Source organism: uncultured Intestinimonas sp., from assembly GCF_944387245.1.
In the GTDB taxonomy this organism is placed as follows: Bacteria; Bacillota; Clostridia; order Oscillospirales; family Oscillospiraceae; genus Intestinimonas.
The window spans coordinates 41,309-62,041 of sequence record NZ_CALXEE010000004.1 but is presented as its reverse complement, the minus strand read 5'-3'; the positions used below and the strand labels follow the sequence as shown (position 1 = coordinate 62,041).

Here is a 20,733-nt window from a genome sequence, read left to right as displayed (position 1 = left end):
CGCATGGTGGGAGTATAATGCCTGTTGGGCTGACTCTGCGGGCCGTGGTCCGCCGAACCTGGTTGGCCGAAAGGATGACTAAAACATGGAACACAATTACGATAAAGAGCTGCTGGACTTCATCCAGTCCAACCCCAGCCCTTATCATGTGATCGAAGCACAGAAGAACCGCCTGCTGGAGGCAGGTTATGAGCAGCTCCTGGAGAGCGCAAACTGGGCCATCCGGGCGGGAGGCAAATATTTCGTCACCCGGAACGGGTCGGCCATCATCGCCTTCCGGGTGCCGGAGAAGGATTTTAGGGGCTTTATGATCATGGCCAGCCACAGCGACTCTCCCATGCTGAAGATCAAGGAGAACCCGGAGATCACCGTGGAAGGGGCCTATCGGAAGCTCAACGTGGAAGTATACGGCGGCGCCCTGCTGGCTCCCTGGTTCGACCGTCCGCTGTCGGTGGCGGGCCGGGTCCTGGTGAAGACGGAGCGGGGGGTGTCTACCCGGCTGGTGAACGTGGACCGGGACCTGCTGCTCATTCCCAGCCTTGCCATCCACATGGACCGGAACGCCAACAGTGGCCATGAGTACAAGGTGCAGCGGGATCTGCTCCCTCTTTACGGCATGGCAGATGCGGAGCCACTGCTGGAGACGGTGGCCAAGATGTGCGGCGTCAACGCCGGGGACATCCTGAGCCATGACCTGTTCGTGTATAACCGCCAGGCGCCCAGCGTCTGGGGCGCCAATGGGGCCTTCCTGTCCAGCCCGCGTCTGGACGACATCCAGTGCGCCTTCTCCTCGTTGACTGGATTCCTGGAGAGTGCACCGGGGAAGAGCGTCCCCGTCCACGTGGTGCTGGACAACGAGGAGATCGGTTCCTCCACCAAGCAGGGGGCGGCCTCTGCTTTCCTAGAGGACACTCTGCGCAGAATCGCAGAGGGTCTTGGGCTCACCCCGGGTGAGTATCTGCAAAAGCTGCCCCAGAGCTTCATGCTCTCCGCCGACAACGCCCACGGGGTGCACCCCAACTATGGGGACCGGTGCGACCCCGTCAACCGTCCCAAGCCGGGCGGGGGTGTGGTGCTCAAGTTCAGCGGAAACCAGAAGTACACCACCGATGCGGTCTCCGCGGCTGTGGTCCGCGTCCTGGCGGAAAAGGTGGGGGTGTGTCTCCAGACCTTCACCAATCACTCGGACATCCCCGGCGGGACCACCCTGGGCAATATTTCCGCTCAGCATGTGGCGGTGAAGACGGCCGACGTGGGTATCGCCCAGCTGGCCATGCACTCCCCCTATGAGACCTGCGGTAGCGGAGATACCGCGGCTCTAGTGGGCCTGGCCCGCACTCTGTTTTCTTCCTCGCTGCTAGAGCAGGGGGATGAGAGCTACATCGTACAATAAAAGCACCGAAAACAGATCCAGAGATAAGAAAGGCATGCCGGCTGTGTACAACTATGGCCAACAGTAGGCGGTGGGGATGCCTCAACCTCTGTCTTACCGCACTGAAGCCTACGGCAAGGAGAACCGCCGACGGTATGGCCGCAAGGCAGAGGAGGCTGGTTAGCGTTGAGTGCCAGGGTCGGAAGGCCTCCTGACTGGTCCACAGTCCCCACTGCTCCAGCAGTGGGATGAGGTCGTAATAGAGCTATCTTGACAGCACCTCATGCCCAGCAGGTTATCATCGCCACTGAATAAATTCCATCCCTCGACTCCGGGAATGGGGGAGAAGGACAATATAAGCGCAATAACTGTGGCGAGGCGGAAAGGGCCTTGGGTTGATTCCGGGTCCGGAGCGTGGTACACTAAGAAAAGCTGAATGGGGGCGGCGGGGACCGGACATCGGCTCCACCGCCCTCTCCCTATGTTTTGAAGGCAAACTAGCAGACAAAGAGGAAGAAATGCTTATGAAAAAACTGGCCGTCGGCATTCTGGCCCACGTGGATGCGGGAAAGACCACCCTGTCGGAAGGCTTGCTCTACCGGAGTGGGTCTCTCCGGCGTTTGGGTCGGGTGGACCACCAGGACGCCTTTTTGGACACCGATCCCATCGAGCGGGAGCGGGGCATTACCATCTTCTCCAAGCAGGCCATCCTGCCGTTGGGAGAGACTACCATTACCCTGTTGGATACGCCGGGACACGTGGACTTCTCCAGCGAGGCGGAGCGGACTATGGGGGTGCTGGACTATGCCATCCTGGTTATCAGCGGCACAGACGGAGTCCAGGGCCACACTATGACCCTGTGGCGGCTTCTGAAGCGCTATGGAGTACCGGTTTTCCTCTTTGTAAACAAGATGGACCTGGCAGGGGCGGACCGTACAGCACTCATCTGTGAGCTGAAGGCCAAGCTGGACGAGGGGTGCATAGATGTAGGGGAAGGCAGCCGGGCGGATTGGCTGGAGGAGGCTGCCATGTGTGATGAGGCCACCATGGAAACCTACCTGAAAGACGGCGCTTTAACAGATGCCGCTCTGGCTGAGCTTGTTACGGAACGAAAGCTCTTTCCCTGTTGCTTCGGTTCTGCCCTGAAGCTGGAGGGGGTGGATCGGCTGCTGGACTGTCTGGATCGCTACACCCGCCAGAAGCCGGCACCGGCGGAGTTCGGAGCGCGAATCTTTAAAATTGCCCGGGACAGCCAGGGGAACCGGTTGACCTATCTGAAGGTCACTGGCGGGACGCTGAAGGTGAAGGACCTCCTGACCAATCGCCGCCCAGGTTTGCCTGACGAAAAGGTGTGGGAGGAGAAGGCAGATCAGATACGCATTTACTCCGGTGAGAAGTTTCAGACTGTAGAACGGGCGGAGCCGGGAACAGTGTGCGCCGTTACCGGCCTGAGCCGGACAAAGCCGGGGGAAGGGCTGGGATTCGAGCCGCCAGGGGAGGAGCCCGCCTTGGAGCCTGTCCTCTCCTGCCAGGTGTTGCTGCCCGAGGGGCAGGATCCTTATACCGCCATGATGAAGCTGCGTCAGCTGGAGGAGGAGGACCCTCAGCTCCATCTGGTGTGGAACGAACAGCTCCGGGAGATCCACATCCAGCTCATGGGCCAGATCCAGTTGGAGGTCCTTCGCCGGCTGGCTTGGGAGCGGTTTGGCCTGGAGGTCTCCTTTGGACCTGGGAGCATCGTCTATCGGGAAACCATCGCTGCCCCGGTGGAGGGCGTGGGGCACTACGAGCCCCTGCGCCACTACGCCGAGGTCCATCTTCTGCTGGAGCCGCTGCCGCCCGGAAGTGGACTGCAATTCGGTACTGCCTGCCCGGAGGATGTGCTGGAGGGACGCTGGCAGCGGCTTGTCCTCACCCATCTGGAGGAGAAGGTCCACTTGGGCGTGCTTACGGGCTCGCCCATCACCGACATGAGCATCATTCTGACGGCCGGCCGTGCTCATGAAAAGCATACTGAGGGAGGAGACTTCCGACAGGCCACCTACCGGGCGGTGCGCCAGGGCCTCATGGAGGCTCAGAGTGTCCTTTTGGAGCCGTGGTATGACTTTCGCCTCGAAATTCCCGGGGAATATGTGGGCCGGGCCATGTCTGACCTCCAGCGCATGGGGGGGAGAGTAGACCCGCCTGAGACGATGGGACCTGAGACGGTGCTCACTGGAGCCGCGCCGGTGGCCGAGCTGGGGGACTATGCAAGAGAGGTGACGGCCTATACCAGGGGCCAGGGGCGGCTGAACTGCGTTTTCCGGGGCTATGAGCCCTGCCGGGATCAGACCGGTGTGGTGGAGGCCCTGGGCTACGATCCGGACCGGGACCTGGAGAATCCCGCCGACTCGGTATTTTGCGCCCATGGCGCCGGATATGTGGTGAAGTGGGACAAGGTGCCCGAGATGGCCCATGTGAGCAGCGGCATCGATCTTGCGCCGGCGGAGGAGGAAGCTCCGGACCCTATGCCTGCCAGCGGGAGCCGGCGGAGCTGGGCAGGTTCACTGGAGGAAGACAAGGAGTTGCAGGCCATCTATGAACGGACCTACGGAAAGGTGGAGCGGGAGGCCTTCCGACCCGCACCCAAGCCAGCCCGGACCAGCCTGGACGGGGAGAAATACCGGCTCATGGAGCAGAACCGGGGGCCGGAGTATCTGCTGGTGGACGGCTACAACATCATTTTTGCCTGGGAGGAGCTCAAAACAGTGGCCCAGGATAACCTGGACGCCGCCCGAAAGATGCTTATGGACCTCCTGAGCAACTACCAAGGCTTCCGCAAGTGCGAGGTCATCCTGGTCTTTGACGCCTACAAGGTGCCGGGGAACCTGGGAGAAGTCACCCGCTATCACAATATCTACGTGGTATACACCAAGGAGGCCGAGACGGCGGATGCCTACATCGAAAAGACCACCTTTGAGCTGGGCAAGCGCCATCGGGTCCGGGTGGCCACCTCGGATGGCGCGGAACAGCTCATCATCCTGGGCCACGGCGCCCTGCGGCTGTCGGCCACGGTGTTCCGGCAGGAGGTGGAGCAGGTGAGTGGGCAGATCGCCGCCGTGTTGGCCAGAAACAATCGCCGGGAGCGCTCAGCGCCGGTGCGCCATGCCATGGACAAAGCCATGGAGAAAAAGAAAGGCTGAGGAACCGGTACCCGTCATATCTCATGGCCCGTCCGAATAGGATGGGGTGAAACCGTGAGGATGGGAGGGCGTCAGGCATGGAGAGCGCACGGCGTTGGGAGACCACGAGTCGCCGGAGGAACGTATCCGGTGGACGGCGTGACAGACGGAACGTGGTTTTGGCGCCCCGCGAAAAGAGGCGTCTCTTTCAACTGGTTCTGTGTGTGGTGATTTTTCTGGCCGTCTTTCTGGGCCGGGATGCTGTCCCCAGCGGTATGGAGGAGATCCGGGGGGAACTCCTCCAGATCATCCGGACAGATACCGACTTCAAAACTGTGTTTGCCGATCTGGGCCGCGCCGTAGACCGGGGAGAGAGCGGCAGCGAGATGGTGGCTCAGGTGTGGAAGTCGGTGCTGGGCATAGAGGAGGGGTGGAGCCCCTATACCTTCGCCAGACGCGACAACCCGCTTTATGTCCGTGAGGCGGAGCGGCTGGCCGAGAGCGCTGGCACTCTTCGCTGGCCGGTGGAGGCGGAGACGCCGCCGCCTCTAGAGGAGACTGTACAGCCTGCCCAAGTCGAAGAAGCGCCCGCCCCGGAGGAGGCGGAGAACCAGACAGCAGATCCGTTGGGAGTGGGGGAGACCGTCGCGCCGGTAATGGCGCCGGTCTCCTCTGGCTTTGGCCTCCGAGAGCACCCCATCGAAGGGGGCGAGAAATTCCACAACGGTCTGGATCTGGCCGCCAACTACGGGACAGATATTAAGGCCTTTGCCGCCGGGGTGGTGGACTACATCGGCGAGAGTCCAGCCTACGGTCTGTATCTTCAGATCCAGCACGCAAATGGTGTTACCAGCTTCTATGCCCACTGCAGCCGCCTGTGTGTCCAGCCGGGACAGCAGGTGGCGGCAGGGGAAAAGGTGGCCGAGGTGGGGGATACCGGCGAGGTCACCGGTGCCCATCTCCACTTCGAGGTAAAGGTGAATGGGGAGTTGGTGGACCCATCGGACTATATCGGGACGGAGTAGACAGTGGAAGTGGTAAAGGGTGTCAAACTCAGCCCTGGCTTTCTTCTGCTGGCTGCCGTCCTGGCCATGCTGGACGGGGAGGGGGTGCTGATCTGGGCAGCTCTGGCCGCCGCCGTTCACGAGCTGGGACATTACGCCGCTGTGCGGCTCCAGGGAGGAGCTGTAAAGGCTTTGCACCTGACGATCTCTGGGGGCGAAATGATGCTGGACCGGCGGTATCCGCTGACCTACGCCGGAGAACTACTGTCCATCCTGGCCGGTCCGGGGGCAAGCCTGCTGCTGGCCCTAGCAGCGCTGCGGTTGGGAAATGGCCGGGAGGAGAGCTGGCTTCTGGCAGGCCTGAGCCTGTGCTTGGGCTGGTTCAATCTGTTGCCGGTGTGGCCTCTGGACGGGGGGCGGGCCCTGCTACTTATCCTGACCGGATTCCTGCCCCACGACACCGCGGTGGCAGGGGTGAGGCTCTGTTCCCTGGCCCTGGGTGCCGGGCTGCTGGCAGGGGGGATCAGCCTCCTGGCTCGTGGAGGAGGCGCTACCCTGGCCATCATGGGCTGCTGGCTGTTGCTCTGCCAGTTCAGAGAGAGAAAAATGGAAAAATAGACTTGCATTTTTCTGCTTTCCATGGTATCATATTTTGGCTTTGATAAAGGGTGGTCCTCTGCGGTGCCGCTCCCAAAAGGGGAGAGCGGCGTAAAAGTCGGCACGAACGCCTATAAACAGGAGGAAGTAAAAATGGATCTCATGCAGAATTTCAATGAGAAGTACCTGAAGGCCGAGCCCCCCAAGGTGGAAGTGGGCGACACCGTCCGGGTGCACATCAAGGTCAAGGAAGGCAACCGTGAGCGTATTCAGGTCTTCGAGGGCACTGTGATCGCCAAGAAGCACGGTGGCATCGCCGAGACCTTTACCGTTCGCCGTGTCTCCTACGGCGTCGGCGTGGAGAAGGTATTCCCCCTCCACTCTCCCGTCATTGAGAAGATCGAGACCGTTCGTACCGGTAAGGTGCGCCGGGCTAAGCTCTACTACCTGCGTGACCGTGTGGGCAAGAGTGCCAAGATCAAGGAGAAGCTGTAAGAAAATCCTTACGGAAAAGGAGCGGTTCGCCGCTCCTTTTTTGTATCCTTTTTCAAAAAGGCAACAGGACTCTTTTCATTTCGCCTGAAAGTGTTGTATAATAAACTCCAATATAGCGCGAAGGCGCAAGGTTGCGGAGGAAGGAGCGAAAGGGCTTGAATATCCAATGGTATCCTGGCCACATGACCAAGACCCGCCGGATGATAGAGGCGGATCTGAAGCTGGTGGACCTGGTGGCGGAGGTCATCGACGCCCGTATCCCGCGGTCCAGTCGGAATCCGGACATTGACGAGCTGGCGGGGAGCAAGCCTCGGCTCATCGTCCTAAACCGGGCGGACCAGGCTGACCCGGCACTGAACAAGGCCTGGGGCAAATGGTTCCGGGACCGGGGCTGCGCTGTACTGGAGACCGACAGCAAGACGGGAAAGGGTGTGGATCAGTTCTCCAATGTGGCAAAGGAGGCCCTGAAGGAGCAGATCGCCCGGTGGCGGGAGAAGGGCCAGGTGGGCCGCCCCGTCCGGGTGATGGTGGTAGGCGTGCCTAATGTGGGAAAATCCACCTTTATCAATAAGGTAGCCAAACGCAAGTCAGCCAAGGCCCAGGACCGCCCGGGTGTCACCCGGGGCAAGCAGTGGGTGGCGGTGGATGCCGGACTGGACCTGCTGGACACCCCCGGCATCCTCTGGCCCAAGTTCGAGGACCAGGAGGTGGGACGCCGTCTGGCCTATACTGGCGCCATCAAGGACGATATTATGGACGTTGAGGAGCTGGGCTGTACCCTCATGGAGGAGCTGGCCGCCCGGTACCCCCAGGCCCTGACCGACCGCTATAAGCTGACCCCGGAGCCGGGCACCCCCGGCTGGGAGCTGCTGGAGGCGGCTGGCCGGAAGCGCGGCTTTCTCATCTCCAGGGGCGAAGTAGACCTCAACCGTATGGCGAGGGTGCTGCTGGATGAGTTTCGCGGTGGTAAGCTTGGACGCTTTACACTCGAGATGCCGGAAGGAGTCGAAGAAGATGGAACAGACTGATCTCTGGGCCATTGAGACCCAGTGCCGGCAGGAGGGCGCCCTGATGGTGTGCGGCGCTGACGAGGCGGGGGCGGGTCCTCTGGCCGGAGATGTGTACGCCGCGGCGGTGATCCTGCCCTGGGGATGGGTCCCGGAAGGCCTCAACGATTCTAAAAAACTGACCCCAAAGCAGCGGGACCGGCTCTTCGACGAGATCCGGGAGAGGGCGGTGGCTTGGGCGGTGACCTCTATGGATGCCGCCACCATCGACGAGATCAACATCCTCTCCGCCCGCCTGCTGGCCATGGACCGGGCCATCCGGGCCCTGGACCCGAAGGCGGATTTTGCCCTCATCGACGGAAATCGTGACAAGGGAATCTCCTGTTCACACCGCACCATTATTAAGGGAGACAGCCTCAGTGCCAATATCGCGTCGGCCTCTATTCTGGCCAAGGTGAGCCGGGACCGGTACATGGAGGAGATGGCCAAGGCGTACCCGGAATACGAGTTTGAACGCCACAAAGGTTACCCCACCAAACGACACTATGAACTGTTGCGGCAGCACGGACCCTGTCCCATCCACCGGAAGAGCTTTCTCAAAAAGTTTTATGCCGGCGGTGAGATACCGTGACGGGGGGAGACCGGCGGCTGCTGGGCCGCTGGGGAGAGTCCCAAGTGGCGGATTGGCTACGAGTTAAGGGATGGCGGATAGTTGCCGCTGGCTGGCGGTGCCGGTTCGGCGAGATCGACCTGATTGCAGTAAATGACAAGTACATTGTCTTTACAGAGGTGAAGCTAAGAAAAAGCGCCGCATTTGCTCCGGCCAGGGCCTTCGTGGATCGGGGAAAGCAGGAGCGGGTGCGGATATCGGCCCAGCTTTACTTGCAGGAATACACCACGGAACTCCAACCCCGATTCGATGTGGCGGAGGTCTACGCCCCGGAGGGTACAGCCACCCGCGAACCGGAGATCAACTACATAGAGGATGCGTTTTAGCCATGGATCTGTTTGACGGACACTGTGATACCATATTAAAATGTTACCTGGAGGGCGGCGGGCTTCGCCGCCAGACGGGTCACTTGGACCTGGAGCGTCGGCGGGGCAAGGGTCGCTGGGCCCAGTTTTTTGCCACCTTTGGCTCCCCGGAGGACATGCCGGGCCGGTCGCTGTGGGAGGTCTTTTTGGAGGAATACGCCCTCTTTCGAAGCGAGATAGATGCCAATGCCGATTTGGTAATCTTTTGTCGGACCGGCGCTGAGGCTGAGGCGGCCTTTGCCACCGGAAAAACGGCGGCCTTTCTGTCTGCAGAGGGCGCAGAGCTTCTGGACTGTGATCTGGAGAAGCTTCGAATGGCCCATCAGATGGGGGTCCGCATTGTGAACATTACCTGGAACCATCCTAACGCCCTCTCTGGTACCAATGCCGAGGAGCAGGACCGGGGACTGTCTGAACAGGGAAGAGCCTTTGTGAATACCATGGGGGAGTTGGGAATGCTGGTGGACGTGTCCCATCTGTCCGACCCTGGTTTCTGGGATGTGATGGAGATCACCGACCGGCCGGTGGTGGCCACCCATTCCAACGCCCGGTCCGTATTTCCTCATTCGAGGAACTTGACCGATGAGCAATTTACTGCCATAATAAACACCAATGGGGTGGCCGGCCTCAACATGTACGCCGGCTTCCTGGGAGATGACCCGGATTTTGACACGGTGGTCTCCCACCTGGAGTACTTCCTCGCCCTGGGCGGGGAGGACAATGTGTCCATGGGCGGTGACTGGGACGGGATCACCAGCATGCCCCGGGGCATGAGCGGTATCCAGGACATGGAAAAGCTCTATGAGCACCTGCTCCGGCGCAATTACAGCGAAGCGCTGCTGGAGAAGGTCTTTTATTCTAATCTGATGAGGGTCGTGAACGAAGTATGCAGTATGTAAGCACAAGAAACAAGAACCAGAAATGCAGCGCGGCCCAGGCGATCGCCCAAGGGCTGGCCCTGGACGGCGGTCTGCTGACGCCGGAAGTGCTGCCCAAGCTCTCTCCCAACGGGCTCAAAACCATGACCGATATGTCCTATCAGCAGCGGGCGGTCTTTGTGATGGGCTCTTACTTGGATGACTTCACGGCCTCTGAGCTCTCCGCCTATGCCACGCGGGCCTACGGTCCTGACAAGTTTGACACCAAAGCTGTGGCGCCGGTACGGCAGCTGGACGACAAGACCTACTGCCTGGAGCTTTGGCATGGACCCACCTGTGCCTTTAAGGATATGGCCCTTCAGATGCTGCCCCACCTGCTGTCGGCTTCTCTGAGCAAGAACGAGGAGCAGAAGACGGTGTGCATTCTGGTGGCCACCTCCGGAGATACCGGCAAGGCCGCCCTGGAGGGCTTCAAGGATGTGGACCGGACCCGTATTCTGGTGTTCTATCCCAAGGACGGCGTCTCCGACATCCAGCAGCTCCAGATGCAGACCCAGGAGGGGGACAACGTGGGCGTCTGTGCCGTGGTGGGCAACTTTGACGACGCTCAGACCGGCGTGAAGCAGCTTTTCTCCGACGCTGCCCTCCGGGACACTCTGGCCGGCCGGGGCTATTTCTTCTCCTCTGCCAACTCCATCAACTGGGGCCGCATTCTGCCGCAGATTGTCTACTATATCTCGGCCTACTGTGATCTCCTCAAGGAGGGCAAGCTCCAGAAGGGTGATCCTATCAACGTCTGCGTCCCCACAGGCAATTTCGGCAACATCCTCTCGGCCTACTACGCCAAGCAGATGGGGGTGCCCATTCACAAGCTGATCTGCGCCTCCAACCAGAACAACGTCCTGACCGACTTCATCAAAACCGGCGTGTACGACCGCAACCGGCCCTTCTACAGCACCATGTCTCCCTCCATGGATATCCTGATCTCCTCCAATTTGGAGCGGATGCTCTTTGAGTTCACGGAGCGGGACGACGTGGCTGTGAAGGAGTACATGTCTGCGCTGGCCTCTGAGGGGCGCTATGAGGTCAGCGAGAAGGTGAAGAAGCAACTGGATAAAAACTTCGCTGCCGGCTGCTGCGGTGACGCTGAGACCCAGGCCATGATTGAAAAGATGTGGAAAGAGAAGGGCTACCTCATTGACACCCACACTGCTGTGGCCTTCCACGTGCTGGAGGAGTACCGCCGGGAGACAGGGGACGACACCCCCACCGTGGTGGTGTCCACTGCCAGCCCCTTCAAGTTCTGCGACAATGTTTTGGGCGCTCTGGGCGTCACCGACCTGGCCGCTGGTACCGACATTCTGGACCAGCTCTCCCAGGTCACCGGTGTTCCGGTACCTGCCCCTCTGGCCAACCTGAAGGGGAAAGAGATCCGGTTCCAGCAGGTCACTGAGAAGGAGAACATGGCCGACCGGGTGCTGGAGATGCTCCAGTAAGGTCGAGAAGGAGGTAGATCCATGGCCCTATTCGCCCTGGGCGACCCCCATCTCTCTCTGGGGGCGAACAAGCCCATGGATGTCTTTGGGGGCACCTGGGAGGGATACGTGGAAAAGCTCTCCGCCGGCTTCGGCGTGGTGGGGGAGGAGGACACGGTGGTCCTGTGTGGGGACATTTCCTGGGGCATGAGTCTGGAACAGGCCAAGCCCGACTTTGCCTGGCTGGATGCCCTGCCGGGACGGCGGAAGCTCCTATTGAAAGGCAACCACGACTACTGGTGGACCACCGCCTCCAAAATGAAGAAATTCTTTGCTGAGAACGGCTTCCAGACCCTGGACATCCTCCACAACAACTGTCATTTCTATGGGGATATTGCCCTGTGCGGCACCCGTGGATGGTTCTATGAGGAGGACCAGCAGGGGCACAACGAGAAGGTCTTCAACCGGGAACTCATCCGTCTGGAGGCATCCCTGAAGGCGGCGGGGGACAAGCCCAAGCTGTGCTTTCTCCATTATCCGCCTCTCTACCAGGGCTATACCTGCCCCGAGATCCTGGCGCTGCTGGAGCGCTACAGGGTGGAGCGGTGCTTTTATGGCCACCTCCACGGGGGCAGCCACCGCCTGGCCATCGAGGGAGAGCGCAATGGAGTGGACTACCGCCTGGTGGCCGCCGACTACCTGCGCTTCGTGCCCAAACTGGTGCTCCCGTAAAGCCCTAAAGAAGAATTTTTTCGATTTTGAAAAAAAGAGTGGAAAAGTCCGAAAAGATTTGGTACTATAGATAGGATTCTGATATTACACATTCAGGAGGAAGTAAGTAGATGAACGTCAAGAGTAAAGAAAATCAGGAGAACAGCGCCGTCGAGCTGGTCATCGAGGTGGGCGCCGAGGAGTTTGAGGCCGCGGTGGACAAGGTCTATCGCAAGAACCGGAAGAGCATCGCTGTCCCCGGCTTCCGGAAGGGCCATGCCCCCCGGAAGATCATTGAGGGCATGTATGGCTCCGGCGTGTTCTATCAGGACGCCATCGACGAGCTCTATCCTACCGCTTATGCCCAGGCCGTGGAGCAGGAGGGTCTGGACCCCGTAGCCTATCCCAAGGTGGAGGTTCTGGAGGCCGGCAAGGATGGCTTCACTTTCAAGGCTCTGGTCACCGTCCGTCCTCCCTTTGAGATCGGCAATTACAAGGGCCTGACCGCTTCCAAGGAAGAGGTGGAGATCACCGCCGAGGACGTGGAGAACGAGCTCAAGCCCTACATCCAGCGGGCCACCCGTCTGGTGAACGTGGAGCGCGAGGCCAAGGAGGGCGACACTGTCCTCATCGACTTCGAGGGCTTCAAGGACGGCGTGCCCTTTGAGGGCGGCAAGGGTGAGAACCATGCTCTGGAGCTGGGTTCCCACTCCTTTATCCCCGGGTTTGAAGAGGGCGTTGTGGGCATGAAGCCCGGCGATGAGAAGGACCTGAACGTCACCTTCCCCGAGGAGTATACCCCCGAGCTGGCCGGCAAGGATGTGGTCTTCAAGGTGAAGGTCCACGAGGTGAAGGAGCCCCAGGCCCCTGTGGTGGACGACGAGTTCGCCAAGGACGTGTCTGAGTTCGACACTCTGGAGGAGTTTAAGAAGGATCTGGAGAGCAAGCTGCGGGAGCGCCGTGAGCACGCCGCACAGAACGCCTTTGATGAGGCCATTACCGACGCCCTCATTGGTGAGCTGAAGGTGGAGCTGCCCCAGGCCATGATCGATTTCCGCGGCGATCAGGTGCTCCAGGAGTACGCCAACCGCTTTGAACGCCAGGGCCTGCCCTTCCAGCAGTACCTGCAGATGACCGGCCAGACTCTGGACGCTATGCGTGAGCAGGCTAAGGCTGCCGCCGAGCACCAGATCAAGATCGAGATGGCGCTGGATGCCGTGGCCGCTGCCGAGAACATGACCGTTACCGATGAGGAGTTGGAGGCCGAGTATAAGGCTCTGGCCGAGCAGTACGGCATGGAGGTCGAACAGGTCAAGGCTGCTGCCGATGCTGAGGATGTGAAGGATACTCTCCTGCGCCGGAAGGCCATGGAGCTGGTGAAGGCTGAGTCCAAGGCGGAGAAGCCCAAGAAGACCACCAAGAAGAAGGCCGCCAAGGAGGAGGAGCCCTCCGCTGAGGGTGAGACTGCGCCCAAGAAGCGCACCACTCGCGCCAAGAAGGGTACCCCTGACAAAGCCGAGGAGTCCGCGGAGTAAGGAATAACCTTCCTCCATTCGGGCATACTTTCCAGCGTACACTGTTTTCGGCCCGGAAAGGGCCAGTGGAAAAAGGAGATTTTATCGCTATGTTCCAATCCAGCCTCGTACCCTATGTGGTGGAGCAGACCAACCGGGGAGAGCGTTCCTACGACATCTTCTCCCGGCTGCTCAATGACCGGATCGTCTTCCTGGGTGAGGAGGTCAATGCCACCACCGCCAGCCTGGTCGTGGCCCAGCTTCTCTACCTGGAAGCACAGGACCCGGACAAGGACATCCAGTTCTACATCAACAGCCCCGGCGGTTCTGTCACCGACGGCATGGCCATCTATGATACCATGCAGTATGTCAAGTGTGATGTGTCCACCATCTGTATTGGTATGGCCGCCAGCATGGGTGCCTTCCTGCTCTCCTCCGGTGCCAAGGGCAAGCGCTTTGCCCTGCCCAACGCGGAGATCATGATCCACCAGCCTTCGGCTGGCACCCAGGGCCAGATCACGGACATGGCCATCCACCTCAAACGGCTGGAGATCATCAAGAAGCGGATGAACCACATCCTGTCCGAGAACACCGGCAAGCCCATCGAAGTGGTTACCGCCGACTGCGAGCGCGACAACTTTATGTCCGCCGATGAGGCCGTGTCCTACGGCCTCATCGACAAGGTCATCACCAGAAAGTGATGAAGACCGTCCCGGACGGCCCTGCCGGACCAGGACGGAGTGGAAAGGGGAGCGGAGACCGAGGCCTTCGCTCCTCTTGACCACGTTTCGGGGCATGGCATCGCCATGCCTGACCCTGGGCCATTGGGCCCAAACAAAGAGGTGAAACCCATGCCTAAAAACGACGACAAACGGTCGGTCCGCTGCTCCTTCTGCGGCAAGCACCAGGAGCAGGTGTCCCGGATCATCGCCGGACCTGGGGCTTATATCTGCAATGAGTGCGTCCAGCTGTGCATGAGCATTCTGGACGAAGCGGGCGACGAGCCTATTGAGGACCGGGCCGACATCCCAGATGTGATTCCCACGCCCCGTGAGATCCGGGATGTGCTGGATGAGTATATCATCGGTCAGGAGGCAGCCAAGGTAGCGCTCTCCGTGGCGGTCTACAACCACTATAAGCGCATCTATTTTGGCGGCGGAGACGATGTGGAGCTCCAGAAGAGCAATATCCTTCTCATGGGTCCCACAGGCTGCGGCAAGACCCTCTTTGCCCAGACGCTGGCCCGGATCCTGAAGGTGCCCTTTGCCATTGCCGATGCCACCACCCTTACCGAGGCTGGCTATGTGGGCGACGACGTGGAGAATATTCTTCTTCGTCTGGTCCAGGCGGCTGACTACGACATTGAGCTGGCCCAGCGGGGCATCATTTACGTGGATGAGATCGACAAGATTGCCCGGAAGAGCGAGAATACCTCTATCACCCGGGACGTGTCCGGCGAGGGCGTCCAGCAGGCTTTGCTGAAGATCCTGGAGGGTACCGTGGCCAACGTGCCCCCTCAGGGCGGCCGTAAACACCCTCACCAGGAATTCATCCAGATCGACACCAAAAACATCCTCTTCATCTGCGGTGGTGCCTTTGATGGTATCGATAAGATCATTGAGCAGCGCCTGGACAAGAAGTCTATTGGCTTTGGGGCCGAGATCGAGAGCAAGAAGGAGCGGGATATCTCGGCGCTTCTGCGGGAAATCCAGCCCCATGACCTTCTGAAATTCGGCATTATCCCTGAGCTGGTGGGGCGTCTGCCCGTCATCACTGCCCTCCAGTCCCTGGGGAAGGAGCAGCTGGTGCGTATCCTCACCGAGCCCAAGAACGCCCTGGTGAAGCAGTACAAGAAGCTGCTGGAGTATGACGAGGTAGAGCTGGAGTTCCAGCCTGAGGCCCTCACCGCGGTGGCTGAGAAGGCCATTGAGCGGGGCATCGGTGCCCGTGGGCTCCGGGCGGTGCTGGAGGAGGTTATGACTCAGGTCATGTACGACGTGCCTTCCGATAGTACCATTGCCAAAGTGATCATCACCCCGGCCTGTGTCACCGACCGGGCGCAGCCGGAGCTGATCCGGGATCCGGACCGGCCCGCCCGTCCCCGTCTGGGCGGCGCGGCTCTCCGGGCCGAGCACGGAGGTCTGAGGACCCAGAGCAACGTATCTTAAAAAAGCGAAAGAGCAGGACGGGGGCGTGTCTCCCGTCCTGCTTGTTTTTAGGAAGTGATCCATGATGACCATTGAACCCAATACCATTACCACCATGCCGGTGCTGGCGCTCCGGGGCCTTACTATTTTTCCTAATATGCTCCTCCACTTTGACGTGGGCCGGGGTGCCTCTATTAAGGCTCTGGATGAGGCCATGACCGAGGGCCAGCCTATCTTCCTGGTAGCTCAGCGGGACCTCACCGTGGAAGAGCCGGGGGAGAAGGACCTTTATACCGTCGGCACCGTCTCCAATGTCAAGCAGATCCTACGCCTACCGGGGGACAACGTGCGCGTCATGGTGGAGGGCTCCTCACGGGGACGTCTGGTGAGCCTGGGCAAGACCGCACCCTTCCTTCAGGGCGAGGTGGAAGTGCTCGCTGTGCCGGAGCACACCCGGAACACCCCCCGGACCGAGGCCCTCATCCGCAGTACTTATGAGCTTTTTGAGCGCTACGCCGAACTCTCCCCCCGGATGACTGGAGACGTGCTCATCAGTGTGCTCGCCAGTGAGGACCCTGGCTATATTGCCGATTATATCGCCCAGAACATCGCTATGCGGGCTTCAGACAAACAGGCCATCCTGGAGGAACTCCAGCCTGTGCGGCGCCTCACCAAGCTGGCCCACGCCCTGAGCCGGGAGGTCTCCATTCTGGAGCTGGAACAGGAGGTCCAATCCAAGGTCCGGGAGCAACTGGCCGACAACCAGCGGGACTATGTTCTGCGTGAGCAGCTCAAGGTCCTCCGACAGGAGCTGGGAGAGAGCGAGGACGGCGACAGCGAGCAGGATGAGTACCGCGCCCGCATCGAGAAGGCGGGACTCCCTGAGGAGGTCGCCAAGAAGGCGGAAAAGGAACTCTCACGGCTCTCCAAGCAGCCCTTCGGCTCCGCCGAGGCCACCGTCATCCGAAACTACCTGGACGTGCTTCTGGACCTGCCCTGGAACAAGCGCACCAAGGAGCGTACCGACGTGGCGGCGGCTCGGAAGATCCTGGACGCCGACCACTATGGTCTCCAGAAGGTGAAGGAGCGCATCCTGGAGTTCCTGGCCGTACGGCAGCTGGCGCCGGAGCTCAAGGGGCAGGTAATCTGCCTGGTGGGCCCTCCGGGCGTGGGAAAGACCTCTATTGCCATGTCGGTAGCCCGGGCTACCGGCCGGAAGCTGACCCGGATCTCTCTGGGCGGCGTCCACGATGAGGCCGAGATCCGGGGCCATCGGAAGACCTACGTAGGCGCCATGCCTGGCCGTATCATCGACGGCATTCGCCGGGCGGGGAGCCGCAACCCACTGCTGCTGCTGGATGAAATTGATAAGCTGGCCTCCGATATCCACGGCGACCCAGCCTCTGCTTTGCTGGAGGTGCTGGACGGAGAGCAGAACAGCACCTTCCGGGACAATTTCCTGGAGGTGCCCTTCGATCTCTCTGAGGTATTCTTCATTACCACCGCCAATACCACGGACACCATTCCCCGGCCGCTGCTGGACCGGATGGAGGTCATTGAGCTCTCCAGCTATACCGACGAGGAGAAGCTCCAGATCGCCAAGGAGCACCTGCTGCCCAAGGAGCGCAAACGCCACGGCCTGAAGAAATCCCAGCTCAAGCTCACTGACGACGCCATCCGGGCCCTCATCACGGGCTACACCAGGGAGTCCGGCGTCCGGGTGCTGGAGCGCCGGATCGGCGCCCTGTGCCGGAAAACCGCCATGAAGATCGTTTCCGGAGATGTGAAGCAGATCTCCCTGACAGCATCTGATCTGGAAGGATTTTTGGGCCCGAAGCCCTACCATCCGGACCACCGGGAGACTGAAAGCCTGGTGGGTGTGGTCAACGGTCTGGCCTGGACCCAGGTGGGAGGCGAGATGCTCCAGGTGGAGGTTAACGTGGTGCCCGGTACGGGCAAGGTGGAGCTTACCGGCAATCTGGGCGACGTGATGAAGGAGTCCGCCAAGGCCGCCCTGAGCTATATCCGCAGCCGGGCTCAGCGCCTGGGCATAGACGAGGACTTCTACAAGACCAAAGACATCCATGTCCACTTCCCGGAGGGAGCCGTGCCCAAGGATGGCCCCTCGGCTGGCATCACCATCACCACCGCCATGGTATCCGCCCTCACCAATACTCCGGTGCGGCAGGATGTGGCAATGACAGGCGAAGTCACTTTACGGGGTAGAGTGCTGCCCATTGGCGGTTTACGAGAGAAAACCATGGCTGCCCTGCGCAACGGCATGAAGACAGTGCTCATCCCTGCGGACAATGTGGGGGACCTGGAGGAGATCGACCAGACTGTCCGGGCGGCGCTGAAGTTTGTGCCTGTGGAGCAGGTTGACCAGGTGCTCTCGGTGGTTCTGGAGGCGGATGGGGCTCAGGCCCTGCCTGATCTAGAGGCATTGGCTGAGCCCGCCCAGGGGACGGTGCGTTCCCTGGATTTGAAGCAGTGATGGGGGAGGAGCCATGATCAATTTACAAATGGCGGAATTTGTCCGCTCCGCCGCCAAAAAGGAGGACTTTCCCCGGGACGGACTGCCCCAGATTGTTTTTTCCGGTCGCTCCAATGTGGGAAAATCCTCGGTGATCAACCGCATTCTGGGCCGTAAGAATTTTGCTCGGGTGGGCAGCGCGCCGGGGAAGACCACCCACATCAACTATTTCAAGATTGACGGTAAATTCTACCTTGTAGATTTGCCAGGCTACGGCTATGCCAAGGTCTCCCAGGCAGAGAAGGCCCGGTGGGGCCGGCTCATCCAGTCCTGGTTTGACGACCCCAGCCTCATGACCCTGGGGTGTATGCTGGTGGATGCCCGTCACAAGCCCACGGCGGACGACTGCACCATGGGCAACTGGTTTAAAGAGACTGGTAGACCCTTTGTGGTGGTAGCCAACAAGCTGGACAAGCTGAAGAAAAGCGAGATCGAGCCCAACCTCCAGCGCATCCGTGAGACGTTGGAACTGGACGAAACTGTAAAGGTAATTCCCTTTTCGGCAGAGAAGGGAGAAGGCCGAGACGCCCTGCTGGGTGAGTTGGCCGAGCACATTGGGGAGGGATTCCGATGAGATATGTCCGCGTGGAGCGGCTGGGCAAGGTCCGCTGGGGGGTGCTGGACGGAGAGGTGGTCCACACCCTGAAATACCCCCCGTATGCTGGGGAGACCGAGTACTATGACGGCAAGACCTGGGAGCTGGAAAAGTGTCGGCTCCTTGCCCCCTGCGAGCCGGGGAAGATCGTGTGTGTGGGCAAGAACTACAAGGACCACGCCGAGGAGATGGGGGAGGGCGTGCCCGAGCAGCCCATTCTGTTCATCAAGACCCCTAACTGTGTCAACGATCCGGAGGGGGAGGTCCACGCTCCGGATTTCGTCAAGCGCCTGGATTATGAGGGTGAGCTGGCCGTCGTCATGAAAAAGCGGGCTAAGGACCTGAAACCCGACGAGGTATGGAACTATATCTTGGGCTTCACCTGCCTCAATGACGTCACCGCCCGGGATATTCAGAAAGGGGACGGGCAGTGGACCCGGGGCAAGTGTATGGACGGCTTTGCCCCTGTGGGGCCGGTGGTCACCGACGAGGTGGACCCCAGCGACCTGCTGCTGGAGACCCGCCTCAACGGCAAGACGGTCCAGTCGTCCCGGACGTCCCTCTTCATGACTAAGATCCCCGAGATGCTGGCCTTTATCACCGCCTCCATGACCCTGGAGCCTGGTGACCTGGTGTCCACCGGCACTCCTGCCGGTATTGGACCCATGATGCCGGGCGACACCGTGGAGGTGGAGATCCAGGGCATCGGTACCCTGCGTAGCCGGGTGGTGTGACCAGCTCCGCCTTGTGCTTTTGGGCACAAGCTGATATAATGTCGAACGAACGAAAGGGGGCGGCGGTATGCTGCGACACATCCCACTGGGAAGAATGTATAATCTGCGGGATCTGGGTGGCTACCCCGTTCCCGAGGGCGGGGAGACAGCTTGGGAGCGGCTACTCCGTGGGGATAACCCGGAGCACTTGACGGCGAAGGATCTCCAGTGGCTTCTGGATCGGGATATCACCACGGTGGTGGACCTACGGAACGAGACGGAGGCCGGGCGCAAGCCCGACCAGTTGGCATCTCAGCCCGACTTTCACTACTTCCACTGTCCTCTTCTGACGGAGGGAGACGGTATGCCCAACCTGGAGACAGATGTGGGGCGAGGATATTTTCGCATGCTGGACGCCTCCAACTTGGTGGCCAAGGCCCTCAAGACGGTGGCAGCTGCCCCTGGCGGCGTCCTCTTCCACTGCACGGCGGGCAAGGACCGCACTGGTCTGATGGCCGCCCTGCTGTTGGGCCTTGTGGGCGTGGAGCGGGCCGATCTGCTGGCCGACTACCAGGTGTCAGAGACTTATCTGGCAGACGTCATCCATCAGATCAGAAAAAAGGTCCCAGACCTCTCAGCCTTTGCCGGGGCCTCCAAGGCGGAGTATTTGGACGACTGTCTGGATCTGCTGGAGGAGAAGTATGGCTCTGTCTCAGGTTATCTCCGGGCCATTGGCCTGACGGAGGGGGAGCTCATCGCCTTGCGGAGAAAGCTCCTGCCCACGGACCACACAGAAGGAGGCCCGGCGCTTGGGTAGTTTTTCCGATTTTGCACAACATATGGACTGGGCGGGTCTGATGGACCTGCTGCTGTCAGTGGCGGCCATCCTGCTGTGCCTGACGGTCCACGAGACCTGCCACGGTCTGGCGGCCTGGGCCCTGGGGGACCCTACCGCCAAGCGGCTTCACCGTCTTTCCCTCAACCCTCTGCGGCATATCGACCCCTTCGGCGCTCTCATGATGCTGGTGGCCGGCTTTGGATGGGCCAAGCCTGTGCCGGTGGACCCGCGATATTTCCGAAACCCCAAGCTGGGTATGGCTATCACTGCTCTGGCCGGGCCGGTATCCAATCTGGTCATGGCCTATTTGGCCCTGTTGCTCCGGGCAGTCCTACTGGCCTTTTACCACCCCGGTTCCGCCCTTCTGGAGGGGGTTATCGGCTTCTGCGAGACTCTGGCTGTTCTCAACGTGGGTCTGGGTATCTTCAACCTGATTCCCTTTCCGCCGCTGGATGGCTCTAAGGTGTTGGGGGCCTTCTTGCCCGACCGGGCTTACTATCAGCTCATGCGCTATGAGCGGTGGGGGATGCTCCTCCTTATGGTATTGCTTTGGTTGGGGGTGTTCAGTGCCCCTCTGAGTGCCGCACGGACCTGGGTGCTGGACTTGCTGCTCCGGGGAGCAGCCTGGCCCTACTATCTGCTCACATAAGAGGAAAGG

At 60.4% G+C, this 20,733-nt stretch carries 19 protein-coding genes; all 19 read left to right on the top strand.

The window, feature by feature from the left end; all coding sequences use genetic code 11:
* Positions 1–85: 85 nt before the first annotated feature.
* The 19 genes from Q0K15_RS01535 to Q0K15_RS01445 all read left to right on the top strand — a co-directional run bounded on the left by Q0K15_RS01535 (position 86) and on the right by Q0K15_RS01445 (position 20,724).
* Positions 86–1,393, top strand: coding sequence for a M18 family aminopeptidase (locus tag Q0K15_RS01535; RefSeq protein WP_294511068.1), 1,308 nt, complete (start codon positions 86–88; stop codon positions 1,391–1,393).
* Between the two features lie 503 nt (positions 1,394–1,896).
* A complete protein-coding gene (locus Q0K15_RS01530) occupies positions 1,897–4,554 on the top strand; it encodes a TetM/TetW/TetO/TetS family tetracycline resistance ribosomal protection protein (RefSeq protein WP_294511065.1) in 2,658 nt (885 codons plus the stop codon).
* A gap of 203 nt (positions 4,555–4,757) precedes the next feature.
* A complete protein-coding gene (locus Q0K15_RS01525; protein WP_294511062.1) occupies positions 4,758–5,558 on the top strand; it encodes a M23 family metallopeptidase in 801 nt (266 codons plus the stop codon).
* A 3-nt stretch (positions 5,559–5,561) separates the two neighbouring features.
* The gene (locus tag Q0K15_RS01520; RefSeq protein WP_294511059.1) at positions 5,562–6,155 is read left to right on the top strand and encodes a site-2 protease family protein; all 594 of its coding nucleotides are present in this window, start codon (positions 5,562–5,564) and stop codon (positions 6,153–6,155) included.
* A 132-nt stretch (positions 6,156–6,287) separates the two neighbouring features.
* On the top strand, positions 6,288–6,629 hold the full coding sequence (gene rplS / locus Q0K15_RS01515) for a 50S ribosomal protein L19 (RefSeq protein WP_130850103.1): 342 nt from the start codon (positions 6,288–6,290) through the stop codon (positions 6,627–6,629).
* A 155-nt stretch (positions 6,630–6,784) separates the two neighbouring features.
* Entirely contained in the window at positions 6,785–7,657 is an 873-nt protein-coding gene (gene ylqF / locus Q0K15_RS01510) for a ribosome biogenesis GTPase YlqF (protein WP_294511054.1), read from the top strand.
* A complete protein-coding gene (locus Q0K15_RS01505; protein ID WP_294511051.1) occupies positions 7,644–8,267 on the top strand; it encodes a ribonuclease HII in 624 nt (207 codons plus the stop codon). Before ylqF ends, Q0K15_RS01505 begins: the two co-directional genes overlap by 14 nt.
* Entirely contained in the window at positions 8,264–8,632 is a 369-nt protein-coding gene (locus Q0K15_RS01500) for a YraN family protein (RefSeq protein ID WP_294511048.1), read from the top strand. The genes Q0K15_RS01505 and Q0K15_RS01500 overlap by 4 nt, the downstream gene beginning before the upstream one ends.
* Positions 8,633–8,634: 2 nt before the next feature.
* Positions 8,635–9,570 (top strand): dipeptidase, encoded by a 936-nt coding sequence (locus Q0K15_RS01495; RefSeq protein WP_294511045.1) that lies wholly within the window; start codon positions 8,635–8,637, stop codon positions 9,568–9,570.
* Positions 9,558–11,045, top strand: a complete 1,488-nt coding sequence (gene thrC / locus Q0K15_RS01490) for a threonine synthase (protein ID WP_294511042.1) — start codon at positions 9,558–9,560, stop codon at positions 11,043–11,045. Before Q0K15_RS01495 ends, thrC begins: the two co-directional genes overlap by 13 nt.
* 21 nt (positions 11,046–11,066) lie before the next feature.
* Positions 11,067–11,756, top strand: a complete 690-nt coding sequence (locus tag Q0K15_RS01485) for a metallophosphoesterase (RefSeq protein ID WP_294511039.1) — start codon at positions 11,067–11,069, stop codon at positions 11,754–11,756.
* A 110-nt stretch (positions 11,757–11,866) separates the two neighbouring features.
* A complete protein-coding gene (tig, locus tag Q0K15_RS01480) occupies positions 11,867–13,270 on the top strand; it encodes a trigger factor (RefSeq protein ID WP_294511035.1) in 1,404 nt (467 codons plus the stop codon).
* 89 nt (positions 13,271–13,359) lie between these two features.
* Positions 13,360–13,950, top strand: a complete 591-nt coding sequence (gene clpP / locus Q0K15_RS01475; protein ID WP_130850095.1) for an ATP-dependent Clp endopeptidase proteolytic subunit ClpP — start codon at positions 13,360–13,362, stop codon at positions 13,948–13,950.
* 150 nt (positions 13,951–14,100) lie between these two features.
* Complete coding sequence (gene clpX / locus Q0K15_RS01470) at positions 14,101–15,417, top strand: ATP-dependent Clp protease ATP-binding subunit ClpX (RefSeq protein WP_294511031.1); 1,317 nt, start codon at positions 14,101–14,103, stop codon at positions 15,415–15,417.
* 61 nt (positions 15,418–15,478) lie between these two features.
* Positions 15,479–17,890, top strand: coding sequence for an endopeptidase La (gene lon, locus Q0K15_RS01465; RefSeq protein WP_294511027.1), 2,412 nt, complete (start codon positions 15,479–15,481; stop codon positions 17,888–17,890).
* Between the two features lie 13 nt (positions 17,891–17,903).
* Positions 17,904–18,503 (top strand): ribosome biogenesis GTP-binding protein YihA/YsxC, encoded by a 600-nt coding sequence (gene yihA / locus Q0K15_RS01460; RefSeq protein WP_294511024.1) that lies wholly within the window; start codon positions 17,904–17,906, stop codon positions 18,501–18,503.
* Positions 18,500–19,258: a fumarylacetoacetate hydrolase family protein gene (locus tag Q0K15_RS01455; RefSeq protein ID WP_294511021.1), complete on the top strand. Its 759-nt coding sequence runs from the start codon at positions 18,500–18,502 to the stop codon at positions 19,256–19,258. Before yihA ends, Q0K15_RS01455 begins: the two co-directional genes overlap by 4 nt.
* A gap of 67 nt (positions 19,259–19,325) precedes the next feature.
* Positions 19,326–20,054, top strand: coding sequence for a tyrosine-protein phosphatase (locus tag Q0K15_RS01450; protein WP_294511018.1), 729 nt, complete (start codon positions 19,326–19,328; stop codon positions 20,052–20,054).
* Complete coding sequence (locus Q0K15_RS01445; protein WP_294511015.1) at positions 20,047–20,724, top strand: site-2 protease family protein; 678 nt, start codon at positions 20,047–20,049, stop codon at positions 20,722–20,724. The genes Q0K15_RS01450 and Q0K15_RS01445 overlap by 8 nt, the downstream gene beginning before the upstream one ends.
* Positions 20,725–20,733: the final 9 nt, after the last annotated feature.